This is a genomic window from Planococcus circulans (assembly GCF_020023385.1).
GTDB lineage: Bacteria > Bacillota > Bacilli > Bacillales_A > Planococcaceae > Planococcus.
Genome location: NZ_JAIQCL010000004.1, coordinates 137,564 through 151,663, shown reverse-complemented (window position 1 = coordinate 151,663; position 14,100 = coordinate 137,564). Strand labels below are relative to the sequence as shown.

Annotated in this window: 15 protein-coding genes; 10 read left to right on the top strand and 5 right to left on the bottom strand. The window is 46.5% G+C overall.

From position 1 onward, the window contains the following. Positions 1-37: 37 nt before the first annotated feature. Positions 38-1,423 (top strand): class II fumarate hydratase, encoded by a 1,386-nt coding sequence (gene fumC, locus K8U60_RS08760; RefSeq protein ID WP_223637180.1) that lies wholly within the window; start codon positions 38-40, stop codon positions 1,421-1,423. Between the two features lie 99 nt (positions 1,424-1,522). Here the strand turns inward: fumC and aldA are convergent, their stop codons facing one another. Next, positions 1,523-2,971: an aldehyde dehydrogenase gene (aldA, locus tag K8U60_RS08755; protein ID WP_223637177.1), complete on the bottom strand. Its 1,449-nt coding sequence runs from the start codon at positions 2,969-2,971 to the stop codon at positions 1,523-1,525. Between the two features lie 223 nt (positions 2,972-3,194). Between aldA and K8U60_RS08750 the strand changes: the two genes are divergently transcribed. The 6 genes from K8U60_RS08750 (at position 3,195) to K8U60_RS08725 (ending at position 8,151) form a co-directional block, all read left to right on the top strand. Continuing rightward, the gene (locus K8U60_RS08750) at positions 3,195-3,857 is read left to right on the top strand and encodes a Dph6-related ATP pyrophosphatase (RefSeq protein WP_223637175.1); all 663 of its coding nucleotides are present in this window, start codon (positions 3,195-3,197) and stop codon (positions 3,855-3,857) included. Between the two features lie 6 nt (positions 3,858-3,863). Then, complete coding sequence (locus K8U60_RS08745; RefSeq protein ID WP_223637173.1) at positions 3,864-4,856, top strand: GNAT family N-acetyltransferase; 993 nt, start codon at positions 3,864-3,866, stop codon at positions 4,854-4,856. Positions 4,857-5,141: 285 nt separating this feature from the next. After that, complete coding sequence (locus tag K8U60_RS08740) at positions 5,142-5,327, top strand: hypothetical protein (protein ID WP_223637172.1); 186 nt, start codon at positions 5,142-5,144, stop codon at positions 5,325-5,327. A gap of 45 nt (positions 5,328-5,372) precedes the next feature. Then, positions 5,373-5,645, top strand: coding sequence for a DUF4212 domain-containing protein (locus tag K8U60_RS08735; protein ID WP_223637170.1), 273 nt, complete (start codon positions 5,373-5,375; stop codon positions 5,643-5,645). Positions 5,646-5,729: 84 nt separating this feature from the next. After that, positions 5,730-7,409 (top strand): sodium:solute symporter family protein, encoded by a 1,680-nt coding sequence (locus K8U60_RS08730; protein WP_223637168.1) that lies wholly within the window; start codon positions 5,730-5,732, stop codon positions 7,407-7,409. Positions 7,410-7,791: 382 nt separating this feature from the next. Further along, positions 7,792-8,151: a hypothetical protein gene (locus K8U60_RS08725; protein ID WP_223637167.1), complete on the top strand. Its 360-nt coding sequence runs from the start codon at positions 7,792-7,794 to the stop codon at positions 8,149-8,151. Positions 8,152-8,208: 57 nt separating this feature from the next. Here K8U60_RS08725 and K8U60_RS08720 read toward each other — a convergent pair whose 3' ends face one another. Together K8U60_RS08720 and K8U60_RS08715 are read right to left on the bottom strand one after the other, a co-directional pair. After that, positions 8,209-8,784 (bottom strand): hypothetical protein, encoded by a 576-nt coding sequence (locus K8U60_RS08720; RefSeq protein ID WP_223637165.1) that lies wholly within the window; start codon positions 8,782-8,784, stop codon positions 8,209-8,211. A 75-nt stretch (positions 8,785-8,859) separates the two neighbouring features. After that, positions 8,860-9,414, bottom strand: coding sequence for a M15 family metallopeptidase (locus K8U60_RS08715; RefSeq protein ID WP_298832709.1), 555 nt, complete (start codon positions 9,412-9,414; stop codon positions 8,860-8,862). A gap of 106 nt (positions 9,415-9,520) precedes the next feature. Between K8U60_RS08715 and K8U60_RS08710 the strand changes: the two genes are divergently transcribed. Genes K8U60_RS08710 through K8U60_RS08700 form a run of 3 tightly spaced genes read left to right on the top strand, consistent with a single transcriptional unit; the run spans position 9,521 to position 11,662 of the window. After that, on the top strand, positions 9,521-10,252 hold the full coding sequence (locus K8U60_RS08710; protein ID WP_223637163.1) for an NADPH-dependent oxidoreductase: 732 nt from the start codon (positions 9,521-9,523) through the stop codon (positions 10,250-10,252). A 48-nt stretch (positions 10,253-10,300) separates the two neighbouring features. Next, positions 10,301-10,915: an NAD(P)-dependent oxidoreductase gene (locus K8U60_RS08705; protein ID WP_223637161.1), complete on the top strand. Its 615-nt coding sequence runs from the start codon at positions 10,301-10,303 to the stop codon at positions 10,913-10,915. 24 nt (positions 10,916-10,939) lie between these two features. After that, the gene (locus K8U60_RS08700; protein ID WP_223637158.1) at positions 10,940-11,662 is read left to right on the top strand and encodes an alpha/beta hydrolase; all 723 of its coding nucleotides are present in this window, start codon (positions 10,940-10,942) and stop codon (positions 11,660-11,662) included. A 564-nt stretch (positions 11,663-12,226) separates the two neighbouring features. Here K8U60_RS08700 and K8U60_RS08695 read toward each other — a convergent pair. Then, complete coding sequence (locus K8U60_RS08695; protein ID WP_223637155.1) at positions 12,227-13,171, bottom strand: ABC transporter permease subunit; 945 nt, start codon at positions 13,169-13,171, stop codon at positions 12,227-12,229. After that, positions 13,149-14,072 (bottom strand): ABC transporter ATP-binding protein, encoded by a 924-nt coding sequence (locus K8U60_RS08690; protein WP_223637152.1) that lies wholly within the window; start codon positions 14,070-14,072, stop codon positions 13,149-13,151. Before K8U60_RS08690 ends, K8U60_RS08695 begins: the two co-directional genes overlap by 23 nt. Positions 14,073-14,100: the final 28 nt, after the last annotated feature.

Here is a 14,100-nt window from a genome sequence, read left to right as displayed (position 1 = left end):
AGAAGAATACATAGACATCAGAATTGGAGTGAATGGAATGCAGTATCGTACAGAAAGAGATACCATCGGTGAAATTCAAGTTGAAGCGGATAAAATGTGGGGCGCTCAAACGCAGCGCAGCGTACAGAATTTTGAAATCGGTACAGAGCGTATGCCGCATGAGGTCGTCATGGCTTTTGCCGAGTTGAAAAAAGCGACAGCCAAAGCAAACCATAAACTGGGGAAACTGTCTGAAGCGAAGATGAAAGCCGTTGAACTTGCGGCAAATGAAGTGATCGAAGGCAAGTGGAACGATCATTTCCCATTGGTTGTATGGCAGACAGGGAGCGGTACGCAATCCAATATGAACATGAACGAAGTTCTGGCGCGCCGCGGCAATGAAATCCTGGCCGAACAGAATTCTGAGGAAAAACTTCATCCAAATGATGACGTGAATATGTCTCAAAGCTCAAATGATACTTATCCGACAGCTATGCATGTTGCTGGAGTTCTAGCAGTAACTGAAAAGCTTGTGCCGGCTGTTCAAAAGCTGAAGGCGACATTGGATGAAAAAGCGAAGCAATTCGATGAGGTCATCAAAATCGGACGTACCCATTTACAGGATGCGACGCCTTTGACACTTGGCCAGGAAATCAGCGGCTGGAAGCATATGCTTGAAAAAAGCGAGCGCATGATCCGTGAAAGCGTTGAACATATGCGTGAATTGGCTATCGGCGGTACAGCAGTTGGAACAGGCATCAACGCCGACCCGACTTTCGGCCCTTCAGTTGCTGAGTTCATCAGTGAAGCAGTTGGAACACCGTTCACTTCTGCAGAAAACAAATTCCATGCACTGACAAGCCATGACGAAATGGTATACACACATGGGGCGGTCAAAGCTTTAGCTGCAGATGCAATGAAAATTGCTAACGATGTACGCTGGTTGGCAAGCGGTCCCCGCAGCGGCATCGGCGAAATTACGATTCCTGCAAACGAGCCTGGAAGCTCCATCATGCCAGGAAAAGTGAATCCGACCCAAAGTGAAGCGTTGACGATGGTAGCGGCTCAAGTAATGGGCAACGACGCAACCATCGGCTTCTCGGCGAGCCAAGGGAACTTTGAATTGAATGTCTTTAAACCGGTTATCGCTTACAACTTCCTGCAGTCTGTCCGTCTGTTGACTGACAGCCTGATCAGCTTCAATGATCATTGTGCTGTGGGCATTGAAGCCAACTTGGATGTTATTCAAAACCATGTCAGCAATTCATTGATGCTGGTGACGGCATTAAATCCCCACATTGGATATGAGAAAGCGGCAGCAATTGCTAAACAAGCGCATAAAGACGGCACGACATTAAAAGAGTCTGCTGTAAACAGCGGTCATTTGACGGCTGACCAGTTTGACGAATGGGTTAAACCAGAGAACATGGTAGGAAAAAAATAAACTAAGATGGAAGCGGCCGGGACTTACTCGGCTGCAGAGAGGAAACGCTCTCTATCTAAAAAACTCTCTTCCTTTCTATAGGAAGAGAGTTTTTTTCGTTTAGTTATTGTTTTTATATTGCATGTAAACCACTTGCGTGACTAGAAAATCTTCCATGCCATGCTTGCCATCTGCACCGCCGAGTCCCGACTTGCGCATTCCGGCGTGATAGCCCTGTATGGCTTCAAAGTTCTCGCGGTTCACATAGGTTTCGCCAAACTTCATTTCATTAACGACCTGCATGGCTTCGTTCAAATCATTTGTATAAACAGATGAGGATAGGCCGAATTCTGTGTCGTTCGCTTTTTCAATGGCTTCCTCCAGCGTGCTGTAAGTGGTGACCGGCAGCACAGGACCGAAAATTTCATCCCGGATGATCGCTGAATCGTGTACCACATTTGTCAGGATGGTGGGTTTGTAGAAAAATCCGGATTGGCTGCTGTCGCGTTCACCACCGATTGCCACAGTGGCACCTTCGGTTACGGCTTGTTTGACCATGTCATGGACAGTGTCGAGCCGGTCCTGGCTGACAAGTGGGCCCATGTCCGCTTCTTTGTTCTGACGCGGGTCTCCCATAACCTGTGATTCAAAAACAGCAGTGAGCTTTTTCGTGAATTCCTCTGCGACGCTATCGTGAACGTAGACCCTTTCTGCATTTGTGCAGGCTTGGCCATTGTTTGCGAGCCGTGAAGTGGCGATGGCTTGAGCTGCCAGATCAAGATCTGCGTTTTGAGTGACGATGGCGGGAGCTTTGCCACCCAATTCCAAATTGACTTTGGTGATGTTTTTCGCGGCGGCCTCCATCACTTTCGTACCTGCTGGAACACTGCCGGTCATGGTGACCAGTTGCACTTTTTCATGTGAAGCGAGTGCGTTGCCGATTTCGGAGCCGGTTCCGGTTACTACATTATAGACACCTGCTGGAATCTCCTTCATCTCATCGATGATCTTTGTGAATTCCATAGCGGTATTGGGTGTTTGCTGACTTGGTTTCAGGACAAGCGTACAGCCGGTGACAAGAGCAGTCGCTACTTTTCTGGCGAGGATGAAGACCGGGAAGTTCCAGGGAACGATGCCGGCTACCACCCCGATCGGTTTTTTGTAGATGAAGATATTTTCATTTGGACGATCGCTCGGCAGGATTTCACCTTCGATCCGCCGTGCCCATTCAGACATGTAATGGAAATAATCAATGGCAAGATCGACTTCGCCGCTAGCCAGTTCATAGCTTTTTCCCTGTTCTTCCTGCAGCAGGTCAATAAATGTATCGCGTTTTTCAGCGATTTTGTCTCCAAGCTTGCGGACAATTTTGCCGCGTTCGATGTTCGGTGTGAGCTCCCATGCTTTTTGCGCCTTGAATGCGGCCTCTACTGCACGATCGACATCTTCTTTGGTTCCTTTAGGGATCTGCGATATAATCTCTTCTGTTGAAGGGTTGATAATGTCAATCCATTCTGTTCCTGTGGAGTCGGTATACTTGCCGTTCACATATAATCGATGCTGTTGCATTCATCTGCCTCCTTTGTATTTAATAAAGTTTTCCCTGTGCTTTCACGTGTTAAACAGGTGAACAGAAGATAAAGGAGTTTGGCGGGGTAGAAGATAATTCTGTTCAGCTGAAGAGGCCTGCCAGCAATTTCAAAACGTCAAAATCGTCTGCTGTAAAAGGGTTTTGATCAAGTAATGGCGAACTAGTTACAGCAATAGCGAATTAGAAAAGAAGAGGTGCATTATGCAAAAATCATTTGTAATGTCATGGAGCGGCGGAAAAGATTCAGCACTAGCTTATTACCGGGCGGTACTGCAAGGGCATGTGCCGATCGCCTTATTCACCATGTTTGAAGAAGATGGCACCAAATCACGATCGCACGGGCTGCCGATGGAAGTCATGGAAGCGCAGGCTGAGCGGATGGGTTTGCCTTTGGTTATCGGAAAGGCCAGTTGGTCGGGATATGAAAAGGAATTCATCGAGCAGTTGAAGAACTTTAAAACGCAGGGCATCGATATGGGCGTTTATGGCGACATCGATTTGCAGGACCATTTAGAATGGGTGCAAAAAGTCAGTGCAGAAGCTGATATGGGCGTCAGTCATCCGTTGTGGCAGGAGCCGCGCAAAAAAATATTGCAGGAATTGATTGATGAAGGTTTTCGGGCTGTCATCACCGTAGTCGATACCAAGCGGCTGGATGAGAAGTTTTTGGGACGGGAATTTACACACGGGTTAATCGATGAACTGGAAGCTGCAGGCGTGGATGCCTGTGGAGAAGAAGGGGAGTTCCATACGATGATCATCGATGGACCGATTTTTGTAGAGCCGGTTCCGGTTCGGTTTGGTGAAAAGGTGAGAGCCGGTAATTACGGGATATTGGAAGTGAAACTTCATTCAGAGGAGTGATCGTGGATGATTCAAATTACAGGGATGGAAGAAAAACATATTCGGCAGATGTCCGTACTGCTCGCGAAGCGGCATGAACGGGAGCGGAAAATCTTCAACTTTCTACCTTCAAGATTTGAAGAGATTGATGATACGGAAGCGGTCCTGAGAAAAATATTGGAACGTCCTTTCATCAGCGGCATTGTTGCAGTCAGGGGCATCGATGTCATCGGTTATTTGCTTTATGAATTCAAGGAGGATGCCAAGCATGGCCGCTATGTCTGGATGGATTATGAATCCATCGCCATCAGCGAACATGAAAATCCCCGGCTATTGAGGCTGCTGTACGCTGATGCCGGCGCTGAATGGGTCAAGCACGGTTATTTCCATCACATGCTGATGGCTCCTCTCGGCAATGAAGCGGTAATCGATCAGTGGCTGGATCAGTCTTTCAGTTTTGATCAGAAGTACGGGATACTGTCCCTTGATGATTTTGAACCGGAAAATGGAACTCTTCCAAATCTGGAATTCCGAAAAGGCAGTAAGGAAGATGCACCGCTGCTGAAGAAAATGGGCATGTGGAACAGCATTCATCAGGCAGCGGCTCCTTCATGGCTGCCCATCACAAGAGAAACATTGGAAGATGTCAAAAAAAACTACGAGGCATTAACCGAGAATCAGGATGCTTATCTTTGGGTGGCGGAGCAAGGAGACCGAATTGCCGGCTTCCATGTTTATTTCAGGAAAGACGAACCAATGAGTCTGGTGATGCCTGAGAATTGTGCGGAGCTTCCTGCCGCATCGACAAACCCGGATCTACGGGGAAAAGGAGTGGGGCGTGCGTTAGCCAATCACTGCTTCAATGAAATGAAGAAACAGGGATATGAATATATATATGCGGATTGGCATACACCTAACCAATTGGCCTCATACTTTTGGCCAAGAATGGGCTTTCAGCCAGTTATGGTTCGTATGACAAGAAAAATCGACCCACGCATTGCCTGGGCACATGGCGAATAAAGAGAAAGACCAGCTTAGGTCAGTTTAATGTGTTGGCTGTAAATTAGAAGAACGTCCGATTAAGTGAGTGGTTGCTTAAACGGCCGTTCTTTTTAATTGTTTGGAGCATTCTCTATATCCTTTCGGACCAAAAAAACTGTTGACAATAGTTCGAAAGTTTAGAATAATTAAAACTTGGAAGTGCTAAAAAATACTAAAAATGGTAAGGAGGAGTGAGAAAGATAATTTTAACAAAGCTGTGCATATTTAAAATGAAGACGCTTTCAAATTTAAAGGGGGATTAAAATGATCTGGGTAATCGCTTTTGGTTTGATTACGGTGCTTTCTGTCGTGACAGGGTTAAAAAAGCGGAAACCGCTTTTTTTCCTAGTACCTTTCGGGTCAATTTTTGCCTTTATGCTGGTAAAGGTCATTATGGTTCCTTTACCGTTCATGGAAACAATCCGATTCATTTTTTACTTGAAAGGCTGAACGACAAAGCAGTCGGCTCATCATTAAAAGAATGGGGTGAAGCTCTTGAGAAAGATTGATAAAAAAGATGCAGATGCTTATTTCCGTATCCGTACAACCTTAGTGGTCATTTATTTACTTATCGGATTTAGTGCTTCCTTCGTGGTAGTCTTTTTTGCAGAAGAACTTTCCGGTTTCAGCATAAACGGATTTCCTTTCCATTATTTCATGGGAGCGCAGGGAGCCGTATTGATCTTCATCTTCTTATTATTCATCAATGCCATAATCAATGACCGCATCGATAAAAAATTCGGCCTGGATCAAGGCAAAAAGAAATAATCGCCAGCTGCATAAGTACTTCAAAAAAGAAGGCGAAAAAGCATCCAGGTAAAATTTCTTATGACTTGAAAAGGGGGAAACGCAATGGATACACAATTTCTTGTATCACTGGGCCTTATATTAGCGACTTTCGGGCTGTATATCGGAATCGCTTTCTATAACTTAGCCAAAAAAACATCGGACTTTTATGTAGCAGGACGAAATGTACCGGCTGTCTTCAACGGGATGGCAATCGGTGCCGACTGGATGAGTGCTGCCTCCTTTATTGGGATGGCAGGCACAGTCATGCTTCTGGGCTATGATGGGCTTGCTTATATTATGGGTTGGACAGGCGGATATTTGCTGTTGACCTTCCTGCTCGCTCCCCAATTGAGAAAGTCTGGCCGTTATACGGTACCAGAGTTTATCGGGGATCGGTATAATAGCAGCACAGCTCGCCTGATTGCGGCTGTAGCTACAATCATCATCAGTTTCACTTATTCCATCGGTCAGCTTTCAGGTTCTGGGGTGGTAATCGGCCGTCTGCTGGAAGTGGATACGGCGATTGGAACGATGATTGGTGTGGCACTAATCGCATTCTACTCAGCTTTGGGTGGGATGAAGGGAATCACTTGGACACAGGTAGCTCAATACCTTGTGTTGATTACTGCCTACCTGATCCCCGTCATCTTCATGTCACTGCAGCTGACGAACAATCCATTGCCATGGCTGTCTTATGGTCAAATTGTCAGTGAACTTCAAGTACTGGATGTTCAATTAGGCATTTCAGAGTACGTTGTGCCTTTCACTGAAGCGACGCGTTGGCAGTTTTTAGCTTTAATGTTTACTTTGATGGCCGGAACAGCGGGACTTCCGCACGTTATTGTCCGTTTTTATACAGTTCCGACCATGAAAGCAGCACGTTGGAGTGGAGCATGGGCATTATTGTTCATCGGTTTGCTTTACCTTTCAGCTCCTGCTTATGCCGCATTTTCCCGTTTTATCCTGATGACGCAAGTCGCAGGTTCATCGATTGCGGATCTGCCGGCATGGACCACGTCTTGGGTCAATACGGGACAGCTTTCTATAGCGGATGCAAATGGAGATGGCATACTGCAATGGGCTGAGTTGGTTATCAGCCGTGATATCGTTGTTATGGCCACCCCTGAAATTGCTAATCTCGGAGTCTTCGTCGTCGGATTGATGGCGGCAGGCGCAATGGCCGCCGCCCTTTCTACCGCGGGTGGTTTAATGATTGCTATTTCAGCAGCCCTTTCACAGGATATTTACTACCGTTCGATCAATCCACAGGCGACTGAAAGAAAACGCCTACTGGTTGGCCGCTGGTCCATCATTATTGCAACTGTCGCAGCTGGGATTGTGGCTTTGGATCCTCCAGGCGCCATTACCCAAATTGTTGCATGGGCATTTGCCTTGGCTTCCGGAACATTCTTCCCAGCACTCATTTTAGGGGTGTGGTGGAAACGGGCGAACGGTCCGGGTGTAATTGCCGGAATGCTGGTCGGATTGACCGTCACACTGATTTATATTTTCTCTGCCCAATACGGCGGCTTTACATTATTCGGCATCATCGACACAGGTGCAGGAGTATTTGGGGCTGCAGCGGCAATCATCACCATCATCGTAGTTTCATTGGCTACTAAAGCACCTTCGAAAGAAACACAGGAAGAAGTTATGGATCTTCGCTATCCAGAGGAAATGGTCTATAGAGATGGAGAAGTTTGGCTGAAAGAAACTCCGGAAGAGACCAAAGTGACAAAGTAATCAAACAAATAATTCACTAATTCGGTGAGATTAACAGGAAGAGAGAATCTCAGATTCTTTCTTCCTGTTTTGGTGTGCTGAAAATATCCTAATAGGGAAGCAGTCTATTTGAATTGAAAGACTATTCGGACAAGACTCTTTACTAATTCTGAAAATTCCAGTAAGCTAGAAGCAACAGGAAAACAATAGCGTTTCCGCATGATCGTTTCTAAACAAACATTTCTTTTTTTACCCTAGTAGACAATTGAATCACTTGGTCAAATGCTGCAGAGACTAGAGCTGTCAGTAAAGCCGAAAAGCAACTCTCCGAGGGAGGGCTTTTCGGCTTTTTTGTTTGTTCATTTTGATCAATATCTTTAAAAACAGAGAGGATGATAGAGTCATGTCAAAAAATCCATCTGCTGATCAAAAAGATGTCCGTTTTTATTTTTCAAGGTCCAAGGGTTCTCATGAAGAAGCTGGAGAATGTTTTGTGACGTTATTTGCACGATCAAGTGTAGAGGTTTTTTATGCAGGAGAACCGGGAGATAAAGGTGAGCACAAAACGGTTTGGGTGGATATAGAAGAACTGAAGGTCGATCAGGCTGCTTCGAAGATAAAGAAAATGCCGGATTCGATAAACCGGTATGAAATTTCCGAAGAATTGTTTTGGGACCTATTTAAAGTGTCCCAAAGATGTCCGGAAGAGCTTTACTGCTTGACGCCGTTGTCTTACCTGACTGACTACAGCAGCAATAGATAAGGTTGCCGCTTTGGCAACAGATAAAAAGCAGCGCGGCCCAACTGGGCTGCGCTGCTTTCAAATTTCCGGAATTACTTTAAAGTCGATTTGTGCATGGATTTCGTAAGGGGCAGCTGAGCCATTGGCAGCTTCCACTATGAAATCTGCATAACCATTTACTTTATAGTAGCCAGCAGGAAAGTCCTGCTCCATAATGCGCTGAACAAATTCGACATAGGCCACATCTTCTGCTTCACTGTATCCGCCGCTGCCGGAATAGGATTCCTGCAGCGGTTCACCTTGTATCAAGCGGGTAGTCAAAAGTGGTTCGTTCATAGCATATTCGACGGCATAATTCCTTGTTTCTTCGTGAAGAGGAAAATAGAAAGGAGAAGCGGCGTGAGAAATTTCAATGCTTTCCTGTTTACCGGTATACTCCAACTCGGCGTAAATCTCTACTTTCTCACCTTCGGTATATTGTTCTTTTTCGGTAGCTAAGCGGTAGATGAAATCACCTTTTGCCGACTCGGCCTGTGAAGCAGCTACAGTGAAATCAGATAAATCATCTGCTGGCTGTTTTCCTGTCTCATCATTTCCACAGGCTGTCAGTAATAAGGCAGGAATGAGTGTACAGGCTGCTATAATCGTTTTCATCACCTTCTGCCTCCTTTGTACATATGACGGGACAACGGGGCTATCTGTTACAAAAGATACACGGGCAGCGCGGGGTTACTCCATCTTATCTTCGGGGCGCCACCCTTGCTGCAGCTCGCGAATCGACAAACCGAAAGTCATTTCCAAGTGAGGATAATCTTTAAAGCGCTGCCAGTCGCCTCCCCAGTCAAAGCCGAGGCTTTTGCCGATGGCGGCGACTTCAAACCAATCTCTTTCACCGTTGCCATTGTCATCGCGTGTAATATCCCACACCACCGAACCGTCATCAAGACGCAGTGCATAATCGATAGCGAGTCCGTAATTATGATAGGATTCGCCACCTTCCGCGTGCGTAACAATAGATCCCGACGCACTGCGGCCCTGTCTGTGCAGACCGTCCTGTTCTTCAGGAGATCGGTAGCCGTCTGTAATCAGGATATCAATGCCGATCTCAGCAGCACGAGCAACCAGCAAGTCGCGTTTTTCTTCCACAATGGGGTGCAAGCCGGAGGGCAAAGGACGCTGTTCCAGCTCTTCACGGAACGCCAATTCCTTTTCCAGCCATATGAACAAAAAACCGCCAAGAATAAGCAAGAAAAGGATGGAAAAAGCGGTCTTCGTATTTTTCAAGTCGGTTCACCTCTATTAAGTTCTATTGTAGCAAAAATCACTAAAAGAGTATCGTGGCAAAGAATTTGGTACGATAGATGAAATGAACAGAGAGGGGATACAATCAATGGTTATCGAATTAATGAAAGCACATGCATCTGTCCGGGATTATAAAGAAAAGCAATTATCACGGGAGGAAGTCAGTGAACTGGTCGAAGCAGCACAGCATGCAGCCACTTCCCATTTTGTCCAGGCGTATTCAATCGTTTGGGTAACAGATCCTGAAAAACGGAAAAAGTTAGGCGAACTATCCAAGAATGCCAAACAAATGGAAGGTGCAGGAGCAGTCTTTCTGATGTGCGCCGACTATAATCGCCTTCAGCACGCAGGTAAAATACAGGGACGGGATATCGTCTTCGATCGGGCGGAAAATTTGATTGTGGCGGTGACAGATGTCGGTTTGCTGGCCCAGAACCTGTCGCTTGCTGCTGAGTCGAAAGGCTACGGCATCTGTTATATCGGAGGAGTGCGGAACAACATGGAAGCCATCAGTGAGTTGGTTGGTTTGCCGGATGGCGTCTTCCCGGTTTATGGCCTGACGGTTGGGGTGCCAAATGAAGCGAATGGCGTCAAACCGCGTTTGCCGGTTGAAGCCATCTTGCACGAAAATAACTACGATGAAGCCAAATACGAAACAATTCTGCCGGAATACGACAACACGATCCAATCCTATTATACAAGCAGAGGCTCGAACCAGAAGACGGCCACCTGGACACAACAAATGGCAGACTTTCTTGGCAAGCCTCGTCGTGAAGATATCAAAGAGGTATTGGCGAAAAAAGGCTATCATTTCAAGTAATCGATAGGAAACTTCTTTTCTATAGATTGAACACAAGGGGGAAGCACAATGAAATTGGCAATTTTCGGAGCGACTGGCCGTGTGGGAGGAGAGATTCTTAAGCGCGCGCTGGCAGACGGCCATTATGTAAAAGCATTGGTCCGTTCAGAAAAATTGGAATCACATCCGAATTTGGAAGTCATTCTGGGAGATGTGCGGAATGCGATAGACGTTGAAAAAACCGTAGCAGGAGTCGATGCGGTGTTTAGTGCGATTGGTACAGACCGTTCGACTACCTTGTCTGATGCGGCGCCTTTGATTGTAAAGACAATGGAGAACCATCATGTGAAACGGGTGATCACAATCGGAACGGCTGGAATTTTGGACAGCCGCTTGAGTCCGGGCCTGCTTCGCTATGAAGGCGGGGATTCGAAACGCAAAATGACTTTTGCTGCAGAAGAGCACGAAACTGTCTACCGCTTGTTTGAAAAAACAGATCTTGATTGGACGATTGTTTGCCCTACATATTTGCCGGATGGGGAAGCCCGCGGCAATTACCGGGCAGAAAAAGATTTACTGCCTGAAGAAGGAAAAGAAATAACAGTTGGCGATACAGCGGAATTCGCTTATCGACAATTGGAATCACCGGAATTCATCCAGAGTCGTGTAGGCCTGGCTTACTAATAGGCTCAGATAGAGGGTAAATCTATGAAGAGATGGCTATTGCGTATGTTAATGAGTATTTTCGCATTATTGGTGATTGTGGTCACAGGCTTTGTTATTTACGCACAATTCGATTATGGACCCAGTGGTGTATTGGGTGACAATATGGATTTGTCAGCGGTTGAAAGTGATGGGGAAGGGCTGATTTTCCGTCCAGAATCACCGAATGGCAAAGGAGTCATCCTATATCAGGGTGCCAAAGTCGAAAAAGAAGCTTACGCTTATCTTGGGCAATCCCTGAGTGAGCAAGGTTTTGTAGTATCGATTCCTCATTTGCCATTGAATTTCGGGATTCTTGGTTCTGGAACAGCAGACAAAGTGATTGAAGAGTATCCGGATGTGCAAGAGTGGTTTCTCGGCGGGCACTCTTTAGGTGGAGTAGCTGCTTCTTTTTATGCAGAAGACCCTTCCCCGAAACTTGCCGGACTCTATTTTCTGGGTGCTTATCCAGCGAGTGATTTTTCGGAAAGCGATTTACCGATGCTGTCGATCTATGGGGAGCGGGATGGCTTGTCTACTGCCGAAGATATTGAAGAAAGTCGTGGATTATTTCCTGCCGACAGTGTCTTCGTGGAAATCAAAGGAGGCAACCATGCGCAATTCGGATTGTACGGCGAACAAAAAGGGGATAATCCTGCTGAAATAACTCCGATTGAGCAGCAGGATCTTGTAGTAGAAGCGTTAACGGAGTGGATAAACGAAAACTGACCAAAATGTATAGCGGTGCATAATCCCCAACCGGTCCGGCCACTTCGCTTTCCGTGGGCTCAGCTTCAGCCTCCTCGTCACTGAAAGCCATGCTCCTGCATCGCTGCGCTAGCTTCGTCGCAAAGGCTTGGCCTCACAAGTTTCGGCCAATGCCTTTCCTGCGGGGTCTTCAGCTTTCGTCGCTGCGCTGCTCCCACAGGAGTCTTCGTGGCCAGCCCGGTCAGGAGCGTGTTGCTTCAATCAAAGGAAGAAGCCTGCTAGTAAAAATAGTCCTAACAAATTTGGTAGAACCTTCACTCAAGGATCCGTAGCGCAAGGCGGCGACTCCTGCGGGAGCAGCGAAGCGACGAAGTGCCGAACTAACTCGGGCGCCAGTCCGAGTTAGTTCGGCGCGAGCCCGTGGAAAGCGTCCGCCTGAAGCGCAGGATCCGGTATAAACAGGATAAAATGTGTATTCACTATTTAAATGACATCAATATTCTTTTGTCTACAAGCTCAAACAAAAACTGACCCGGAGATTCCGGGTCAGTTTTTGTTTTTTTAATAAAATTGGAAAGTAAGCTTTCAGCTTGTAACGTCTCTTCTTCCGAATGTCCAATAGCTGATAACCATGAATACCAGGAAGTAAGCAGTCAGGACTAAGATGGACATTGACATTGTAATTCCCGGAATCAGGATGTTGCCGTTGTAGAATTGTGTCAGATCCGTATGAGTGAACAAATAGTATTTGACGACTTCGTAATTCTGTAAAAAGAAGACCGCTTGTATGCCTGTGAACATCAGGAAAATCGATAAGCCGATCGCTAGAGAACTGGATCGGAATACGGTGCCCAGCATGAATGCGAACGTACTGATCATCCAGACACTTGAAAATTTAAGGGCTGCCAGTTTGAGGGCTTCCAGCCAGAACGACGTTTCCGCCACTTCGGATCCATTCCACACAAGTGGTGTACCTTCGCCGATGCCGAAAAAGATCAGTCCGGCAAGTGCAGTTGAAGCCAATAGGGTCAAAGTCAATAAAACAGCGAACAGCAAAATCGTGATGTATTTGGAGGTGAGGATTTTCCAGCGCTTCACGGGACGCGTGAGCAACATTTTGATTGTCCCTTGCGAAAACTCGGAAGCGACAATGCCGGCTGCTGCAACGACTGCGAGCAGGGTGACGATCGACATCAACATGTGGGTGTCAATTACCTGCTGCTGCATGCTGGCATACTCCAATGAAGGAATATCATTTTCCAGGCGATGCTCTGCGATAGCGATTTGCCCCTCATGGTAGTCGATTTGTGTTTCACTGAGACCAGGTTCTGCCAGCATAATGGTACTGTTTTCGATTTCTGCCTGCGCAAGATCCTGCCAATTCTCATCGAGGTTTTCATTCGCTGTGGAATTCAGCCATTTTGTGATGCCGAGGCCGGAAAAGACCACAAATACCAGCAACAAGACCATAATCCAAGTCATTTTTCGGCTCCATAATTTCATCCATTCATTTTGTATGAGCTTGAGCAATTTCGCCGCCTCCTGTCATTTCAAGGAATTGGGATTCAAGGGTTTCGCGGTAAGGTTGGACGGCAAAAATTCTGGCGCCGGCGCCGACCAGCAAGTTGATGGCCCCTGGAATATGTTCAGCTCCGGAATCGATCAAATAGCCATTGGCATGCAAGACTGTCGGAAACCCGGCACCAGTCAGCACTTCCCCGACAAGCTCCAATGGTTCTGCTTGAATATAGTAGCGGGATTGCTGAAGCTCATTGACATCTTTTATATCGATCAATTCGCCATTTTGGATAATGGCGATCCGATCGCATAATAATTCGATTTCAGACAAAAGGTGGCTTGAGACAAAAATCGCTACCCCATTTTCACGGGCGATTTTCTGCAAGTAAATCCGGAACTCCCGGATACCGGCAGGGTCGAGGCCGTTAGTGGGTTCATCAAGAATGAGGAACTTCGGATCATGCAAAAGTGCTTGGGCGAGACCCAGGCGCTGACGCATGCCGAGTGAATAAGAGCTGACTTTTTCGTTGATGCGATTCTGCATACCGATCTGTTTGACGACTTCGTCAATCCGTTCTTTTGAAACGCCTTTATGCATTCTGGAAAAATGAAGCAGATTCTTGTACCCGGACATGTATTTATACATTTCTGGGTTCTCCACAATCACGCCAACTTTCTGGATGCTGCCTTCAAAATCTGCTTGTACGGATTGGCCATCGATCCAAACTTCCCCATCAGTTGGGCGCATCAAGCCAACCATCATCCGGATGGTCGTCGTCTTTCCAGCTCCATTGGGTCCAAGAAATCCTGTGATTTCCCCTTTATGCAAATCAAGATTCAGGTTCTTGATGATTTTCTTATTGCCGATCGTTTTCGACAGATTTTTTATTTGAACGATCGCTTGTTTAGCCATTTAATGCACCTGCTTTCTCTCATTGTCT